The organism is Gorillibacterium massiliense (assembly GCF_000455485.1).
GTDB classification, from domain to species: Bacteria; Bacillota; Bacilli; order Paenibacillales; family NBRC-103111; genus Gorillibacterium; species Gorillibacterium massiliense.
Genome location: NZ_CBQR020000110.1, coordinates 1 through 18,555, shown reverse-complemented (window position 1 = coordinate 18,555; position 18,555 = coordinate 1). Strand labels below are relative to the sequence as shown.

The following is an 18,555-nucleotide window of genomic DNA, read 5'->3' as shown; positions in this document are numbered from 1 at the left end:
CCATATTTTTCGATATGTAGGTAGACAAAAGCGCAGAAATGGTTGAGGAATTCCAGATCTTATAGTCATCTCTTCTCCATTTCTTCATACATATATACGGAGGAATAAGGAGGGACAAGCATGCCTCTCGGTCAACCGCCGTTCAAAGCCTACTGGAAGGAAAATATGCCTTTTGTCATTTTTATCGCCGCCATCTTCGGCACGGGGGTTGTTTTCGGCGCGGTGCTGGTCAGCGCGCTGACCCTGGATATGAATCAGGAGCTGAGCCGCCATTTGGGCAATTTTTTTCAATCGGTGGACATTGGTTTCGGCTCGGACCGCAGCCGGATCTTTTGGAACATTTTCGGTCTGAATGCCAAGTGGATTTTGCTGATCTGGCTCTTGGGGCTGTCTGTGGTGGGGCTGCCGATTATCTTTGTGATGGACTTTTTGAAGGGGGCACTGATTGGGTTTACCGTCAGTTTTCTCGCCGCGCAGTATTCCTGGAAGGGGCTGCTCTTCTCCTTGGTATCGGTGGTGCCGCAAAATTTGGTGCTAATCCCGCTCTTAATTATCGGAAGCGTTGCCGGAATGAGCTTTTCGATTTACCTGGTCAAAAATCGCGTTTTGCAAAACAAAGGACAGGTCTTGCCGCCGTTTGTAAAATACGGGCTATTAATGGCTGTCATGTTGATCCTCGCTGCGGGCGTATCGCTGTTTGAGGCCTACGTGTCTCCCAATTTGATGGGTAATGTGACGCCGTTCCTGACTTTAGGCGTTGCGGATTGAGAGATACTGTTTGACTTTGACTCCGCTATCCTCCTATAATGAAAACATATAGCACCCGTGCAAGGGGGAGAAGTATGGAAGCCCGAATTGAGAAAATCAAACAACAATTGCAATCTCAGGGCTACAAACTGACGCCTCAACGTGAAGCCACGGTCCGGGTTTTGCTGGAGAATGAGGAAGACCATTTGAGTGCTGAAGACGTGTTTATGCTCGTAAAGGATAAGGCGCCCGAAATTGGCTTGGCTACGGTTTACCGGACTCTCGAGCTGTTAAGCGAGCTTCACGTTTTGGAGAAAATGAACTTTGGCGACGGAGTAGCCCGCTATGATTTGCGCAACGATCGAACCCGGCATCATCATCATCATCTCATCTGTGTACAATGCGGCTCGGTAAGCGAGATTCTGGACGATTGGCTTGGCCCGTTGGAAGAACGGCTGGAGCAGGAATACGGGTTTAAGGTTCTCGATCATCGTTTGGACTTTCAAGGCATATGCAAGGAATGCAGCGCGAAAGAACGGGCGAAAACACCTGTACAAATAAACGGCAGTACCCTTTGATAGCCTGACAGGGCTGACAAAGGGTATGTTTTTTTTCACCGCGGGTCGCACATGGATTGCTTCTACCTTTGACCATCATAGACAAGGCTAATTCTGCATATCTATCAATAGTCAAGGATACAAGCCGGGTAGAGGATGAGCCTGTGCGAAAGCGGGGAAAATGATGATTATCTCATTGCCTAGATTGCTCCGGGTGTTGAAACGTACGATTCTCTTTTTCGTGTTCACCGTCTTTTTCTATGTTTGCATCGATTTTTTGCGTGAGCGGGTCCAACCGGAACAACAGCCGCAGGAAAAGGTTGTTATTAGCACAAACGGATACGTTCGGGATGCCGTTCAGGAAGAAGGATACAGCTTCGGAGAGCGCTTAAAACGGTTCTATTGGTACGGGGAATAGGCTGTTTTCAAGGGGAATCTATGAAAATATGACTAGAAACGTACACGATCATGCAGGAAATCGGGTCCCCTGTGTGGAAAAGAAATAGAACTTATTCGACAAGGGGCATCGTTATCATGAGAGAAACGCTTCAGACCTTTATTCAATACCTAGCTGCTGAAAAAGGCCTGGCGCAGAACACCCTGGAATCTTACCAACGCGATATCAGCCAGTATATTGACTTTTTGAACGTGAACGGGGTTACGGAGCTCAGGGATTCCAACAAAATTCATATTCAAAAATACTTGCTGGAGATGAAGGGAAAAGGCAGGGCTTCTTCCACCATGTCCCGCAGCATCGTCTCTATCCGCTCTTTTTATCAATTCATGATTCGTCAGCGGGTACTTGATCATGATCCGTCCCAGCAATTGGAAGCGCCTAAATTGGATAAACGGCTTCCACAGGTGCTCACCGTGGATGAAGTGCTGAAGCTGTTGGAGGCGCCTGTACCGTCCGTTCCTGCCGGAGTCCGGGACAAGGCGATGCTGGAACTTCTCTATGCAACGGGAATCCGTGTGACCGAACTCATTTCCTTGGATGTGGATAGCATCAATACCGAAATGGGCTTTGTGCGGTGTATGGGCAAGGCATCTCGGGAGAGGGTCATTCCCCTCGGCAAAACGGCGGCTCGGTGGTTGGATGAATACATACGATACATGAGACCCTATTTGCTGAAGGTGTCGGATGAAGTAGACGCACTATTCATCAATCATTTGGGTACACGGTTAACCCGTCAAGGATTTTGGAAGATTATTAAGAAATATGCGAAAGAAGCGCATATCGAAAAAGAAATTACGCCTCATACCTTGCGTCACTCCTTCGCAACGCATCTGCTCGACAACGGCGCTGATTTGCGTTCCGTTCAAGAAATGCTGGGTCACGCGGATATTTCTACGACTCAGATCTATACTCAAATGACCAAGACGAATATGAAGGAAGTATACGACCGCGCTCATCCCCGTGCACGTGAAGTGGAAAGCGGCGCTTGACGAAGGCGGCAATATGGGTAAATATGGGGTGAGGAAAAAGGAGGCTCCTTCGGGGGCTTTTTCCTTGCTTCTCATCCGGTGATACAATAATTGGTTCAGCCAGAAAACATCATACATTGGAGGAGATCCACGATGGCATTTCGCAAAATTTGTTTAATCGTGCTGGACAGCGTAGGCATCGGCGAGCAGCCGGACGCCCCCGGTTTTGGGGATGCGGGAGCGCATACGTTGGGACATATCGCAGAAAAGGTTAGGGGCTTCGCTGTGCCTCATATGCAGGCTCTGGGACTCGGCAATATCGAGAAGCTTCAAGGAGTCGCTGCTGTCGAGAAACCCGCCGCGTATTACGGCAAAATGCAGGAAGTCTCCGTCGGCAAGGATACGATGACCGGACACTGGGAGATCATGGGGCTGAAAATCAATGTTCCTTTTAACGTTTATCCGGAGGGATTCCCGCCGGCTCTTTTGAGCGAGTTTGAGCGTTTGACCGGACGCAAAGTAACCGGCAACAAGCCGGCATCGGGAACGGAAATTTTGGACGAGCTGGGCGAAGAGCAGATGAAAACCGGTGCCTGGATCGTTTATACATCCGCAGACAGTGTATTTCAAATCGCTGCTCACGAGGAGATCATTCCTCTCGAAGAGCTATACGCCGCCTGCAAAATCGCCCGGGAATTGACCTTGAAAGCGGAGTTCTCCGTCGGCCGAGTTATCGCCCGTCCTTATATCGGCCAGCCCGGAGCTTTCAAGCGTACGCCTAACCGTCATGATTACGCGGTGAAACCGCCGGAGCCAACGGTCATGAACCATTTGAAGAATGCCGGACTGGACGTCATTGCCGTTGGGAAAATCAATGACATCTACACCGGTGAAGGGGTAACGGAAGCTCATCCCACTAAGAGCAACGAAGATGGGGTGGAGAAAACCATCGCAGGTCTGAAGCGGGATTTTCAGGGTCTCCTGTTTACCAATTTGGTGGATTTCGACTCCCTGTACGGCCACAGGCGTGATCCGGAAGGCTACGGAGCGGCACTCATGGCTTTCGACGCGGCGCTGCCCGAGATTATGAAGGAAATCAGCGAAGAAGATTTGCTGATTCTGACTGCCGATCATGGCAATGATCCGATTCATGCCGGAACGGATCACACTCGGGAATATGTTCCGCTTTTGGTCTACAGCCCCGCTTTTAAAGGCACCGAATCGCTGGGCATCCGTAAAACTTTCGCCGATCTAGGGGCGACTATCGCCGATAATTTCGGAGTGACGGCGCCGGCAAATGGGGATAGCTTTTTATCCGAATTAAAAACGAGTAACTAACACTTCATAATGGGAAGGGCAGGAGATGAAGGATGGAAAAGGTTAGTTTGCTGGAGAGAATCGATCAAGCGGCAGCGGCAATAGCGGCAAGAAGTGGAGAAACGCCGGAGATCGGCCTCATTTTAGGCTCCGGATTGGGAATATTGGCGGACTTGATTGAAGACGCGGTTGTGGTCCCTTATCATGAGATCCCGTTCTTCCCCGTTTCCACGGTTGAGGGGCATGCCGGAGAGCTGCTGCTGGGTAAAGTAAAAGGCCGCCAAGTGCTGATGATGAAGGGCCGTTTTCACACCTATGAAGGATATGAGCCCGATGCGGTTTCCTTCCCGGTGCGGGTCATGAAGAAGCTGGGCGTAAAGACGCTGCTGGTCACGAACGCTGCCGGCGGGGTAAATGAATCCTTTGATGTTGGAGACTTGATGGTGATCAGCGACCATTTGAATTTCATGTTCCGCAACCCGCTGATCGGGCCGAACGATAATTCTCTCGGTGTTCGCTTTCCGGACATGTCGGAAGCATACAGTAAACGTCTTCGGAAGCTTGCACACGAGACGGCAGCGGAACTGGGCTTCAGTCTGAGGGAAGGGGTATATGCCGCAATGAGCGGACCGGCTTACGAAACGCCGGCGGAAATCCGTATGCTAAGGATCGTTGGCTCAGACGCCGTTGGCATGTCCACCGTCCCGGAAGTCATGGTAGCTCGCCATGCCGGCATAGAAGTATTAGGCTTCTCCTGCATATCGAATATGGCGGCAGGCATTTTGGATCAGCCTCTTTCCCACGCGGAAGTGATGGAAGCGGCGGATCGGGTGAAGGATAAGTTTCTTGGCCTGATCCTGGCTATTCTTCCGAAGATCTAATTTTACTCGAATTAAGAGAAAGAAATCACACTGAAAAGCGCCTTTCCTATTGGAGGGTGCTTTTTTAATGGCTTTGAAGTACAATATGAGGGAAATGGGATATTTTGGGCGTGATAAATGTCACAGATTGTTCACTTTCTTGGAAAGGTCCCGGCTCGGAACCGCATTCATTTTCGAGTAAAATAGAGGTAATGAAGGCCACTCGGAAGGGAGAGCTTTTTGCATGCATAAATGGATTATGTTTGTCTTAATCATTGGAGCTGCGGTACTCGGCATCGGGGCTTTGTTTAGTCAAGTATCCACCAATGCGAAGGAAAACGCTCCAGACCCTAATGCGGACAAGAAACTGATCTTTACGGTGAGCAATTACAAGTTTGACCAGCCCGAGTATACCGTCAAGGTAGGGGAAACTAAGACATTGGTATTGAAGATCAATGAAGGGCTGCACGAAGTGGGCATTAAGGATCTTAATGTTCATTTGAAGAAGTCGTCGCCGGAAGCGGAGGTTACCTTCGATAAGGCGGGCACCTATGAAGTGAGATGTGAGTTGCCTTGCGGTCCGGGACATGCGACAATGGCAGCCAAGCTAGTCGTAACCGAATAAGCGATAATGCAAAGATGAGAAGATGAGAAGCAGCCGGCTAAAAATGCCGTTTGCTTCTTTATTTGTTTTTTGGCAGAATATTCACGTTGGGATAACTTTAGTGCGAGAATCCGTGCAGAAATGGAGAGGATAGCATGAGAACGGTAGACTTGATCCGCAAAAAAAGAGACGGCTTGGAGCTTTCGGCGGAGGAGCTGGCTTTTCTTATACAAGGGTATACGGCGGGGGATATTCCGGATTATCAAATGGCCGCTTGGGCAATGGCGGTGTACTTCCGCGGCATGACGCCACGGGAGACGGCTCAATTGACTCTGGAAATGGCGAAGTCCGGGGAGCAAATCGATCTTAGCCCCATCAGCGGGATAAAGGTGGATAAGCACAGCTCTGGGGGAGTCGGAGATACAGGCAGCCTGGTTATCGTCCCCCTTGTTGCCGCAGCGGGAGCGCCTGTTGCAAAAATGTCCGGCAGAGGATTGGGGCATACCGGCGGGACGATTGATAAACTGGAATCGATCCCCGGATTTCAGACGGAGCGGACGAGGGAGCAGTTCATTGAGCAGGTGAATCGGGTAGGAGCCGCTGTCATCGGGCAAACCGGCGACATCACTCCGGCGGACAAGAAGCTGTACAGTTTGCGGGACGTCACATCTACCGTAGACTCGATCCCGCTCATCGCCAGCTCCATCATGAGCAAAAAGCTGGCAGCCGGAGCGGATGCGATCGTCTTGGATGTAAAAGTTGGGGGCGGCGCCTTCATGAAAACATTGGACGATGCCATCGCCCTCGCCGAGACGATGGTTTCGATTGGCGTGGAAACGGGAAGGGAAACGGTGGCGGTGCTGACCGGTATGGAGGAACCCCTTGGCAGCAGCATCGGCAATGCCTTAGAGGTGCGGGAAGCCATTGAGGTCTTGCAGGGCAAAGGCTCGCCGAGATTGTTGGAGGTATCCTTGACCCTTGGCTCGCACATGCTGGTTTTGGCTGGCGTCGCGGCGGATTTGACAGAAGCCCGTAAAATGTTGCAGCAAATCATCGCCGATGGATCAGGCCTTCGGAAGCTGAAGGATATGATTGCGGCTCAAGAAGGGAACCCTGCGGTAGTTGATGACTTGTCCCTTTTGCCGGGAGCGGAACGGATCGTCCCGGTGCGGGCGGCTGCGAGCGGTTATGTAGCGGCGGTGGAGGCAGAGGAGATCGGTGTTGCCGCCATGCTGCTAGGCGCAGGCCGGGCGACTAAGGAGTCGGTGATCGACCTCGGCGTCGGCGTCAAGCTTTTCAAAGGAATCGGTGATCGGGTAGAGCAGGGAGACATCCTAGCAGAGCTGTACATTAATGGCGGCGGAGACGAACTTGAAAACCAGGTTGCGGACAAGGTAGCGGGCGCATTTTCGATTTCACCGGAAAAAGTAGATCACCCAGCGCTCATTTATGCCGTTGTTTCCCGAAAAGGCACGGAGATGCTCGTTCCGAGGCAGGATGAGGAACGGTTATGAGCCTAGAGGGTTGGCCGGAACGCCTGCAAGTTGTTGACCTGGCAACAATAGTGGAGGAACGGGATATTCTTTTTCCTTTCGCAATGGACGAAGTCATCGGCAAGGAAGTGGGCGATGGCGTTCGGCTACCTATGGTTCACATATGGCGTCATCCCCGCGGATTTGTTATGGGGCTGCGAGACCGCAGACTGCCGGAGGCGGTGCGAGCAATGAACACGCTGCGGGGTCAGGGGTATGAAGTTGCGGTGCGCAACTCCGGCGGGGCTGCCGTGCCCCTTGATCCGGGGGTGGTCAATCTGTCCATCATCATCCCTAACCCCGGAAAATCCCTTGATTTCCGCGATGATTTCACGATTATGGTGGATTTGATCAAGGGGGCTTTAATGGCGAACGGTGTCCATGTGGAAGCAGGGGAAATTACCGGCGCTTATTGTCCGGGAGATTTTGATTTAAGTATACAAGGGCGGAAATTTTGCGGGATTGCCCAGCGCCGGCTGAGCAAAGCTTTTATCGTACAAGCCTTTGTCGTCGTGGAAGGCAGCGGTGAGGAACGCCGCACGCTGGTGCGAAGCTTTTACGATCAAGCGGCGGAGCCTATGGCAAAGGAAACCGGTACAGAGGCACCAACGAGTCATCCTTTGGTCGAGACGGGGACGATGGCCAGTCTGGCTGAGCTTGGCGGACCTGCATCAGCGGAACAGTTTATTGCGGGAGTCAAGAAATGGCTAATGACAAAAGGGGAGACGGAAACGTTAAGTGGTTCCGAACTGCCGCTAAACAAAATCTCCGAGATGATCGACGTGCTAAGAAAACGGTATGAATGACACCGTCGACTGGTTCGTTTTTGCGAGGTTCATTTGAGGGGAGACAGATGGAGAATGCGTTACGCGTGCGTGACTGGAGCTGACCGGGGAATCGGCCTGCATTTGGTTAAACAGCTGCTTGCGGAAGGATATCAGGTGTTTGCGGGGAAGTTTTTGCAGGAGAATCATGAATTGGATGGCCTGAAAGCCGCTCATCGAGAAGCTTTGCATATCGTGGAGTTGAATGTTACCGATGGTGAGAGCGTTAAAGCAACGGTAAGGAGCATTAATGAAAAAACCGACCGGCTGGAGCTTTTGATTAATAACGCCGCGATTCTCGGGGACATTCAGGCGACGATCGAGGACGAGATGGATTTTGCTCAAATGGAAGAGGTTTTTCGGGTAAATGCCATCGGTTCCTTGCGAATGTCCAACGCGCTCTACCCTTATCTTGAGGCAGGCGAGATGAAGCTCATCGTCAATATCAGCTCGGAAGCCGGGAGTATTGGGGACAGCAGCCGGGAGTCCTGGTATGCATACTGTATGTCTAAGTCAGCACTAAACATGCAATCCGCCCTCATTCACAACCATATTCGGAAAAAGGGCGGGCAAGTGATGGTGGTTCATCCAGGTTGGGTGCAAACCTATATGCAAGGCAAGCTCGACACCCAAGGAGAGCTTACCCCCGAACAATCGGCTATAGCCATTTGCGCGCGTATCGCTGAACACAGCAAGTACATTGGGGATAAGCCGGCTTACCTCGATTACTCCGGTGCGGCTTTGCCCTGGTAGATTCAGCCTTCCGTATCTGTTATCTGCTCTTGAGAAAATGCTTCAGCGCTTCCTGCAATTCATTTTGCCAGAAGCCCCATATATGACGTCCGTTCGTTTCCTTGTAAACGAGCTGGGCGTTTTTGTCTGTCAGCAGCTTTTTTGCTTGGCGATTGAATGTGAGAAAGTCGAAGCTTCCCCAGTCGGTTTTCACTTCATTTTCCTCAAGCCCAATCAGCATGTAGAGGTCCAGAAAGCTAAGGTCGGATTTCTCCGCCAGTATACGAAGCGTGGGATCAAGGAAGGCGCCGGATAAAGCGATCACTTTATGGAAAAGCTCCGGGTAATCCAGAGCCAAATGCAGGGATACCGTCCCCCCTAAGGAGTCTCCCGCGAGAATCCGCCCGTCATTATCATTACGTACAGGGAATTCTCCTTCGATAAAAGGCAGCAGCTCCTCCGTGATAAAGCGGCAATAAGCCGCATAGCGGTCTCCAGCGGGGGAATACTCTTGAGAGCGATTGGGTAAATCAACAGCGATGCCCACAATGATGGGCGGCTCCATATCCTCTTCAAGGACCAAGTAATTCGTATGGGTAGCGATGCGTCCAAAGTTGAAGAATTCAATCCCGTCTTGGCAATAGACAACCGGATAAGTCTGCAGTTCGTTATAGCCTGGCGGAAGGTAAATCCATAAGCTGCGTTCTTTTCCCAGCGCTTCGGAATCCAACTGTTTTTTGATAATCGTACGTTTGGTGTAGGCAAATGGGTCCAACTATGTCACCTCATATGGGAATGGATTTTCGTCGTAAGAAGTTCTTTCGATTATAACAAACCGTTTCGAACTCTGCGACATGTGAAAAATAGCAAGGGCTCCGAATCGCTGTTTCAAGTGAAAAATGGTTTCATTAATGATTTTATACGGGTAAATATTGGGGGAATCAATCATCTGTTATATAATAATACGATACCTGTATCACTAACAGATTTGAATTTTTCTGTGATATTTATTACTTTTATGCTGGCAATCTGATTAAAACAGTATTATAATATGTGTATAACAGAAACGCATATAAGAAAGGTGAGGAATCATGGCTAAGGATTATGAAGTTTCCTCGGCAGAGGTCAAGGCGCTTACGATCATTTCTCCTGAAGGAGAAGTTGTAAATAAGGAAGAAATGCCGGATCTCAGCGACGAGCAGCTGAAAGAACTGATGCGTCGGATGGTGTTCACTCGCACTTGGGATGAGCGGGCCATCAACTTGGGACGCCAAGGCAGACTCGGATTTTATGCTCCGGTTTCCGGACAGGAAGCCTCGATGATCGGCAGTGAATTTGCACTGGAGAAAGAAGATTACGTTTGCCCGGGATATCGCGATATTCCGCAAATCGTCTGGCACGGTCTTCCGCTTTATCAAGCATTTCTTTATTCCCGCGGCCATCAACACGGCGGCCAAATACCGGAAGGCGTAAACGTTTTGATTCCGCAAATCATCATCGGCGCACAAGTGCTTCATGCCATGGGCATCGCCATGGGCTTCAAAAAGCGCAACAAGAAAAACTTAGCCATCACCTACACCGGCGACGGCGGCTCCTCCGAAGGCGATTTCTACGAAGCGCTGAACTTTGCCGGAGCTTATAAGCTGCCTGCCATCTTTGTAGTTCAAAACAACGGTTATGCCATCACCACTCCTTTTGCCAAACAAACCGCAGCCCAATCCGTCGCTCATAAGGCGCTGGCCGTCGGTATCCGCGGCGTGCAAGTAGACGGCATGGACGTGCTAGCCGTTTACAAAGCGGTGAAGGATGCTGCGGACCGCGCTCGCAATGGCGAAGGCGCAACGCTGATCGAATCCGTCACTTATCGCTTTAAACCGCACTCTTTGTCTGATGACCCAACGAAATACCGGACGAAGGAAGAAGAAGGAGAATGGGGCGAAAAAGACCCGATCGCTCGCTTTGGAAAATATTTGGAATCTAAGGGACTTTGGTCAGAAGAAGATACGGCCCGTGTACGTGAAGAAGCGAAGGCTACTGTAGCCGAGCAGATCAAGAAAGCGGAAGCGGTAGAGAAGATGACCATCTCCGGCCTGATCGATAGCATGTTCGAAACGACTCCGAAGCACCTGGAAGAGCAAAAAGCGGATTTCGCCTGAGCGGCGAGCGTGAAATAGAAGGATTTTAGATTAAGGAAGATGGCTTCGGGTTAACATCTTGCAGACACTTCCTAAGAGGAGGATATCGGTTGTCATGGCACAAATGAATCTGAAAGAAGCAGTCCGCGACGCCATGCGCGTCGAATTGAAACGAGACCCCAACGTACTCTTGTTTGGTGAAGATGTGGGCAATGTAGGCGGCGTATTCCGCGTAACGGAAGGCCTGCAAAAGGAATTCGGTGAAGATCGCGTATTCGATACGCCGCTGGCAGAATCCGGTCTGGCCGGTATGGCTGTCGGTTTGGCTATTCAAGGGTTCCGTCCGATTGCGGAAATCCAGTTCGTTGGTTTTATTTATGAAGCTCTTGATCAAATTCTCGTCCAAGCTGCCCGCCTGCGCTACCGTTCCGGTGGACGCTACACGGCTCCAATCGTGTTCCGTACTCCATTCGGAGGCGGCGTAAAAGCGGCTGAGCTGCATACCGACCCGTTGGAAGGACTGATCGCTCAAACCCCGGGGATCAAACTGGTTGTTCCGTCCAATCCTTATGATGCCAAAGGCTTGATGATCTCGGCTATCCGCGACAACGATCCGGTCTTCTTCATGGAGCACCTGAACCTCTACCACGCATTCCGCGCAGAAGTGCCGGAAGGCGAGTACACCGTGCCGATCGGAAAAGCCAATGTCGTTCGCGAAGGCAAACATGTGACGATTTTGACCTATGGCCAAATGGTGCACAAATCGCTACAAGCAGCGGAAGACATCAAGAAAGCCCGCGGCGTTGAAGTGGAAGTCATCGACCTTCGTACGCTGAATCCGCTGGATATCGACACCATCGTGGAATCCATCAAGAAGACGAACCGTGCGGTGGTCGTTTCTGAAGCGCAAAAATCGTCTGGTATCGCCGCCGAAATCATCGCGCAAATCAACGAAAAGGCGATCCTTCACCTGGAAGCTCCCGTACTGCGGATCACGCCTCCAGACACGGTGTATCCTTTTGCGCAAATTGAAGATCAATGGATTCCGAACCCGGCTCGCATCGTCGCCGGTCTCAATAAAGTACTGGATTTCTAAACCGCTACAAGGAGGAAGTAATCGTGGCAAAATTCAAGTATAAATTTCCGGAGTTGGGCGAAGGTCTCCATGAAGGCGAGATCGTCAAAATCCACATCAAAGCCGGTGATACAGTAACGGATGAAGACATTATCATGGACGTGCAAAACGACAAGGCGGTCGTGGAAGTACCGTGTCCGGTTAACGGCAAAGTATTGGAAGTATTCGTGAAGGATGGCCAAGTGTGCCATGTAGGCGAGGTAGTGGCGATCATCGAAGCGGAAGGCGATATTCCCGAGCAAGATGACGAGCCGGATGCAGGTTCCACCGAGGCGCCGCAATCCGCTGACAACGTCAAAGAAAATGTCGGCCAAGCGGTTACCCAAAATGTCAATGATCCGAAATTGGCAACGACGGCGCAAAGCGCAGGCAATGCGGCTGGCGCAAGCGCAGCGGCTTCCGGCAAGGATGCTTCCGAAGTGCAAGCAACGCCGAGCGTTCGCAAGCTGGCCCGTGAACATGGCGTATCCATTGCCGACGTTCCGGCATCCGGCCCAGCCGGCCGCGTAACCCGCGAAGACGTTTTGGCCTTCGTAAACGGCGGCGGCAAAGCAGCGGCTCCTGCGGCAGCAGAAGCACCGGCAGCGGCCAAAGCCGAAGCGGCTCCCGCGGCGAAAGCTGCAGCTTCTGCAGCGCCTGGCGCCCGCGAAGAAGAGCGCGTACCATTCAAAGGCATTCGCAAAGCGATTTCCAATGCCATGGTCAAATCGGCGTACACTGCTCCTCACGTCACGCTGATGGACGAAGTCGACGTCACGAAGTTGGTGGAATTCCGTACCCGGATGAAGCCTCTCGCCGAGAAGAAAGGCGTCAAGGTCACCTACCTGCCTTTCATCGTCAAAGCGCTGGTTGCCGCTTGCCGCGAATTCCCGGTCATGAACGCCATGCTGGATGAACAAGCAGGCGAAATCGTCTACAAGAAGTACTACAACATCGGCATCGCTACGGATACGGACAACGGCTTGATCGTTCCTGTCATCGAAGACGCGGATCGCAAGAACGTATTCAGCATTGCAGCGGCTATCAAGGACTTGGCAGCCCGCGGCCGCGAAGGAAAACTGGCGGCGAACGAAATGCGCGGCAGCACCATTTCCATCACAAACATCGGCTCTGCCGGCGGCATGTTCTTCACGCCGATCATCAACTTCCCGGAAGTAGCCATCCTGGGCACCGGCCGGATCTCGGAAAAACCGATCGTCCGCGGCGGAGAAATCGTTGCCGCTCCGGTTATGGCACTCTCCTTGAGCTTCGACCACCGCATCATTGACGGTGCGACGGCGCAAAATTTCCTGAATTACATCAAGCAATTGCTTGCTGATCCTGATCTGTTCCTGATGGAGGTGTAAGCGGTCATGGTAGTAGGTGACGCTTCTGTAGATATTGACGTATTGGTAATCGGTGCAGGTCCCGGCGGGTATGTAGCCGCAATCCGTGCAGCCCAGCTTGGCAAAAACGTAGTGATCGTCGACAAGGCGGAATTGGGCGGCGTATGTTTGAACCGCGGCTGTATTCCTTCGAAGGCCTTGATCTCCGCAGGCCATCAATATGAACAAGCGCTGCACGGCAGCGATATTGGCATCACTGCGGACAACGTGAAATTCGATTGGAGCAAGGTGCAAGCCTGGAAAGACTCCGTCGTCAAAAAGATGACCGGCGGTGTCGGCGGTTTGCTGAAAGGCAACAAAGTCACCGTATTTAATGGCGAAGCGATGTTTATAAACGAGACGGAAGCCCGCTTGTTCAACGAACACGAGCAAATGCGCTATCGCTTCAAGGATTGCATCATCGCCACCGGTTCCCGTCCTATCGAACTGAAAACCTTCCCTTACGGCGAGCGCATCCTGTCATCGACGGAAGCCCTCAGCCTGAAGGAAGTTCCACAGAGCATGGTCGTCATTGGCGGCGGCTATATCGGCGTCGAGTTGAGCCAAGCCTATTCTAAGTTCGGCACAAAAGTAACGATCCTGGAAGGCTCCGGCCAAATCCTGCCCGGCTTCGAGAAGGAACTGACCAATCTCGTTGTGAAAAACCTGCAAAAAACCGGCGCGGAAATCTTCACCGAGGCGCTTGCTCAAAGCTCTGAAGTGACGGATAAAAACGTAACCGTAACATTCACGGTAAAAGGCGAAGAGAAGAAAGTAACCGCCGATTACGTACTCGTTACCGTCGGCCGCAAGCCCAACACAGATGACGAAGACTTCGGCCTAGCCTTGGCAGGCGTAGAAGTCGGCGAGCGCGGCCTGATCAAGGTTGACAAGCAAGGCCGCACCAGCAATCCGCACGTCTATGCCATTGGGGATATCGTACCGGGAGCAGCTCTTGCTCATAAAGCTTCCTACGAAGGCAAAGTGGCTGCAGAAGCCATTGCCGGACATCCCAGTGAAGTGGACTATCGGGCTATGCCTCTGGTTGTCTTCTCTGATCCGGAAATTTCCAGTGTCGGCTTGAGCGAAACGGAAGCGAAGGAAAAGGGCAAGAACATCGTAGCCAACAAGTTCCCGTATGCCGGCAACGGCCGCGCCACATCACTGGGCGCTTCCGACGGCTTCGTCAAGATCATTGCTGACAAGGACACCGGCGTCGTGCTGGGAAGCCAAATTGTCGGTGTCGAAGCCTCCAACCTCATCGCTGAGCTGGGACTTGCCATCGAGCTTGGCGCAACCTTGGAAGACATCGCCCTGACCATTCATGCTCACCCGACTTTGGGTGAAATGATCATGGATACCGCAGAAGGCGCTCTGGGTACGCCGATCCACCAAATCCTGCCGAAAAAATAAGATTACAACTCTTTGTGAGTACATCATGTGTTACAAAGCCTGCTTCACGGTCAGCCTTATGGCTGCCGGGAGCAGGCTTTTTTCGTTGGTAGCTAAAACTTTGATAATTACGGATCGCCAGTAAACCCCTTATAAGAAGGGTACTAATTCACCGTTTATCTAAAATTATTATTATGTTAGTATAAAAAATTAAATTTCGATAATTGTTATGATAACTATTGACAAACAAAATAGCAAACTGTAAATTCAATACTACATAATAGTCTGTATCGGATAGCTTCATTCGGTAACTGAAAGCGCTTAATTTTTGTGTCCTGATCATTTTTCGGTGTTTCTGTGTTCTTGTTTCTTTCCCTAATCATGGCTGGAAGAGAGGAGTGTATTGGGCTGAGGGATGGAAATTTGAATAAATATGCGATGGAAGAGGGGACCCAGAAGACGGTTTGGATAGCTGTTGAATACTTCCAGAACTGCGCGACGTGATCTGAGGTGTAACGAATCAAATTATTCTGATCTCTTGGAGGTTTAGGAATGAAGAAGTTCGTAACATGTTTGCTTATGCTGGGGATGCTTGTTTGTATGCTGCCGGCCTTGTCTGCAAGCGCTGCCACTAATGTCGCACTTAATAAATCTGTTACAGCAAGCTCTGTCGAGGACTCGGATAAAGCGGCTGTTTTCGCGGTTGACGGCAACTCATCGACAAGATGGTCCTCCCAATATTCAGATCCACAGTGGATCAGTATCGATCTCGGCACGACAATCGCAATAAATGGTGTCATGCTGAACTGGGAAGTCGCTTATGCGAAGTCCTACCAAATTCAGACATCAACGGATAATACGAATTGGACTACCGTGTTTTCCACCACGAATGGAGACGGAGGAACCGACAACATCTCGTTCAACACAACAAACGCACGATATGTAAAGATGAATGGGATACAAAGAGCTACCAATTATGGGTATTCTCTTTGGGATTTTGAAGTTTATGCAGACAGTGAAGCAGATCTCACACCTCCGACCTCTCCCGCAAACCTGACCAGTTCCTCGAAATCGGATACGACAGTAAGCTTATCTTGGACTTCATCGACAGACAATGTAGGTGTCGCGGGTTATGACATTTACAATGGATCTGCCCTTGCAGGATCCAGTACGACGACATCGTTTATGGTTGCCGGTTTAACGGCGAGTACGGCGTACAATTTTTCTGTCAGGGCAAAAGACGCTGCAGGGAATGTATCAGCTTCGAGCAACGTGATTACGATTACGACCAGTGCTCCTGGCTCTGACATTGTTTCAGGCGCAATTTACAAACTTACGGCACAGCATAGCGGAAAAAACCTGGACGTAGAAGGGGGGTTAACCGCTGACGGAGCCAATGTGCAACAATGGACGGATAACGGAAATGTCCAACAAAAGTGGAAAGTGATTGACGTCGGTGGCGGGTATTATAAGCTGATCGTGCAATCCAGCGGCAAAGCATTGGATGTAGCCTCAGCCTCTACGGCAGATGGGGCTAATGTGCAGCAGTGGACGGACAACGGCTCATCCAATCAAAAGTGGAAGATCGTGGACGTTGGCGGAGGATACTATAAATTGCTCTGCCAAGCCAGCGGCAAAGCATTGGATGTAGTTGGCGGGTATACCAATGATGGAGCGAATGTTCAACAATGGACCGATAACGGCAACGCACAACAAAAATGGAAGTTCACGCGAATCGACACGGCAGAAGATAAGACTGCGCCTACTGTGCCAACGGACCTGCAAAGCCCATCCAAGACAAGCACATCCGTTAACCTTACATGGACGGCATCGACGGACAATGTAGGCGTCACCGGCTACGATATTTACAACGGAGCAACCTTGACGGGCTCGAGCACAACGACAAGTTATACGGTGACGGGTCTTACGGCCAACACTTCGTACAGCTTTACGGTAAAAGCCAAGGATGCGGCGGGTAATGTTTCAGGAGCGAGCACCGCTATCAGCGTAACAACAGACGCCTCGAAGGATACGATCGCTCCTACGGTGCCAACCAATTTGGCAAGCTCTTCCAAGACAAGCACATCCGTTAACCTTACATGGACGGCATTGACGGACAATGTAGGCGTAACCGGCTACGATATCTACTACAACGGAACAACCTTAGCAGGTTCAAGCCAGACGACAAGTTATACGGTGACGGGTCTTACGGCCAACACATCGTACAGCTTTACGGTAAAAGCTAAGGATGCAGCGGGTAATGTCTCAGGAGCGAGCACCGCTTTAGTTGTCATAACGAATCCCACTCCCACAGATACAGGTTTCTACATTAAAGGAACAACCCTTTATGATGCCAACGGAAATCCTTTTGTGATGAGGGGAATCAATCACGCTTACACATGGTATAAGGGCCAAGAGTCAGTTGCGATTCCTGCGATTGCCCAAACGGGAGCGAACACCATCCGCATCGTGCTGTCAGACGGTGAGCAATGGACGAAAGACAGTCTGGAATCGATACAAAACCTGATCACTTTATCAGAGAAGAACAAATTAGTCGTTATCCTTGAAGTGCATGACGGCACCGGCTCTAACAGTGCCGCTGTATTGGATAACATCGCGAATTACTGGATTGAAATGAAGAGCGCACTGATCGGAAAAGAAAAAACCGTTATCCTTAACATCGCGAATGAATGGTACGGTCCATGGGATGGAGCGGGCTGGGCACAAGGGTATATGTCTGTTATTCCGAAGCTGCGAAATGCCGGGATCAAAAATACCATAATGGTCGACTGTGCCGGATATGGTCAATATCCGCAATCAATAGTTGATTACGGAACGCAAGTATTCAATTCCGATTCTCAGAAAAATACAATGTTCTCCATTCATATGTACGAATACGCGGGGGCTGATGCCTCCACTGTAAAAAGCAATATCGACAACGTATTGAATAAGAACTTGGCTCTCGTTATCGGAGAATTCGGGATCAAGCATACGAATGGCGACGTTGACGAGGCAACCATCATGAGCTATTCGAAGGAGAAAAGCGTAGGTTATCTCGGATGGTCTTGGAAAGGAAACAGCAGTGATCTGGCTTATTTGGATATGTCCACCGATTGGCAAGGGTCAAGCTTTACCGAACAAGGCCGTGCAATCATTGAGAGTCAATATGGTATCCGAGCGACATCCAAAACCTGTACGGTTTTTAACGATTCAAACGACACTACGCCACCCACCACGCCTGCCAATCTGGTTGGTACATCACCAACATACTCAACGGTGGCTTTGAGCTGGAGTCCTTCAACGGACAATGTCGGAGTCACAGGATACAACGTCTACGAAGATGGAACTCTGGTAGCGATCAGTCCATCGGCAAACTATACCGTTACAGGATTAAAAGCCAATACAACCTATACCTTCTTTGTAAAAGCAATCGATGCCGCCGGCAATCAATCCTCTGCCAGCAACTCCGTAAGCGTCAAAACGCTGGACAGCAACGATAAAACAGCTCCAACTGCCCCAACAGGGCTAACGGTTGTACCTGCGATCACCACAGCTTCTCTGTCATGGACGGCGTCCACCGACAATATTGGAGTTGCGGGCTATACGATTTTTAAGAATGGGGTTCTAACGGATACAACTACGAAAACAAGTTATATCGTTTCTGGTTTGGCAGGGAAGACGACATATACCTTCACGGTAAAAGCGTTTGACGACGCGGGCAACTTGTCAGCAGCCAGCAATGCTGTAACCGTTACGACGGGCGATCCGAACAATATCCAAACCATCAAACCGGGAATCATCACCGATTATAAAACCTGGTATGTTGGAATTAATGGTGCTGACAAGCCGGCGTCCGGAACGGTTGCGAAGCTTTCCACACTGGACAGCGGCGGATTGAACATGACTTTTGACCTTCAAACGGAGAACTTCC

At 50.7% G+C, this 18,555-nt stretch carries 16 protein-coding genes; 15 read left to right on the top strand and 1 reads right to left on the bottom strand.

What is annotated here, in order from left to right; all coding sequences use genetic code 11:
• Positions 1-120: 120 nt before the first annotated feature.
• The 10 genes from spoIIM to TJ79_RS15605 all read left to right on the top strand — a co-directional run bounded on the left by spoIIM (position 121) and on the right by TJ79_RS15605 (position 8,619).
• On the top strand, positions 121-768 hold the full coding sequence (gene spoIIM / locus TJ79_RS15650; RefSeq protein ID WP_040951277.1) for a stage II sporulation protein M: 648 nt from the start codon (positions 121-123) through the stop codon (positions 766-768).
• A 74-nt stretch (positions 769-842) separates the two neighbouring features.
• Complete coding sequence (fur, locus tag TJ79_RS15645; protein WP_040951276.1) at positions 843-1,325, top strand: ferric iron uptake transcriptional regulator; 483 nt, start codon at positions 843-845, stop codon at positions 1,323-1,325.
• A gap of 175 nt (positions 1,326-1,500) precedes the next feature.
• Positions 1,501-1,722 carry a DUF4227 family protein gene (locus tag TJ79_RS15640; protein WP_162162963.1) on the top strand — a complete coding sequence of 74 codons (222 nt, stop codon included), beginning with the start codon at positions 1,501-1,503 and terminating at the stop codon, positions 1,720-1,722.
• 116 nt (positions 1,723-1,838) lie between these two features.
• A complete protein-coding gene (gene xerD, locus TJ79_RS15635) occupies positions 1,839-2,750 on the top strand; it encodes a site-specific tyrosine recombinase XerD (RefSeq protein ID WP_040951274.1) in 912 nt (303 codons plus the stop codon).
• Positions 2,751-2,882: 132 nt separating this feature from the next.
• Complete coding sequence (gene deoB, locus TJ79_RS15630) at positions 2,883-4,067, top strand: phosphopentomutase (protein ID WP_040951273.1); 1,185 nt, start codon at positions 2,883-2,885, stop codon at positions 4,065-4,067.
• A 32-nt stretch (positions 4,068-4,099) separates the two neighbouring features.
• Positions 4,100-4,927 carry a purine-nucleoside phosphorylase gene (locus tag TJ79_RS15625; RefSeq protein WP_040951272.1) on the top strand — a complete coding sequence of 276 codons (828 nt, stop codon included), beginning with the start codon at positions 4,100-4,102 and terminating at the stop codon, positions 4,925-4,927.
• A gap of 223 nt (positions 4,928-5,150) precedes the next feature.
• Complete coding sequence (locus TJ79_RS15620; protein ID WP_040951271.1) at positions 5,151-5,531, top strand: cupredoxin domain-containing protein; 381 nt, start codon at positions 5,151-5,153, stop codon at positions 5,529-5,531.
• Positions 5,532-5,665: 134 nt separating this feature from the next.
• Positions 5,666-7,024 (top strand): pyrimidine-nucleoside phosphorylase, encoded by a 1,359-nt coding sequence (locus TJ79_RS15615; RefSeq protein ID WP_040951270.1) that lies wholly within the window; start codon positions 5,666-5,668, stop codon positions 7,022-7,024.
• Entirely contained in the window at positions 7,021-7,848 is an 828-nt protein-coding gene (locus TJ79_RS15610) for a lipoate--protein ligase family protein (RefSeq protein WP_040951269.1), read from the top strand. The genes TJ79_RS15615 and TJ79_RS15610 overlap by 4 nt, the downstream gene beginning before the upstream one ends.
• Before the next feature lie 54 nt (positions 7,849-7,902).
• Positions 7,903-8,619: an SDR family oxidoreductase gene (locus TJ79_RS15605; RefSeq protein WP_040951268.1), complete on the top strand. Its 717-nt coding sequence runs from the start codon at positions 7,903-7,905 to the stop codon at positions 8,617-8,619.
• 19 nt (positions 8,620-8,638) lie between these two features.
• Here the strand turns inward: TJ79_RS15605 and TJ79_RS15600 are convergent, their stop codons facing one another.
• On the bottom strand, positions 8,639-9,373 hold the full coding sequence (locus tag TJ79_RS15600) for an alpha/beta hydrolase (protein ID WP_040951267.1): 735 nt from the start codon (positions 9,371-9,373) through the stop codon (positions 8,639-8,641).
• A 316-nt stretch (positions 9,374-9,689) separates the two neighbouring features.
• Here TJ79_RS15600 and pdhA point away from each other — a divergent pair, with 316 nt between their 5' ends.
• The 5 genes from pdhA to TJ79_RS15575 form a co-directional block, all read left to right on the top strand.
• Positions 9,690-10,754: a pyruvate dehydrogenase (acetyl-transferring) E1 component subunit alpha gene (pdhA, locus tag TJ79_RS15595; protein WP_040951266.1), complete on the top strand. Its 1,065-nt coding sequence runs from the start codon at positions 9,690-9,692 to the stop codon at positions 10,752-10,754.
• A 94-nt stretch (positions 10,755-10,848) separates the two neighbouring features.
• Positions 10,849-11,829 carry an alpha-ketoacid dehydrogenase subunit beta gene (locus tag TJ79_RS15590; RefSeq protein WP_040951265.1) on the top strand — a complete coding sequence of 327 codons (981 nt, stop codon included), beginning with the start codon at positions 10,849-10,851 and terminating at the stop codon, positions 11,827-11,829.
• Positions 11,830-11,852: 23 nt separating this feature from the next.
• Entirely contained in the window at positions 11,853-13,214 is a 1,362-nt protein-coding gene (locus tag TJ79_RS15585; protein ID WP_040951264.1) for a dihydrolipoamide acetyltransferase family protein, read from the top strand.
• Between the two features lie 6 nt (positions 13,215-13,220).
• Positions 13,221-14,645, top strand: a complete 1,425-nt coding sequence (gene lpdA, locus TJ79_RS15580; RefSeq protein WP_040951263.1) for a dihydrolipoyl dehydrogenase — start codon at positions 13,221-13,223, stop codon at positions 14,643-14,645.
• Positions 14,646-15,176: 531 nt separating this feature from the next.
• A partial coding sequence (locus TJ79_RS15575) for a fibronectin type III domain-containing protein (protein WP_081756939.1) occupies positions 15,177-18,555 on the top strand: 3,379 nt, incomplete at its 3' end.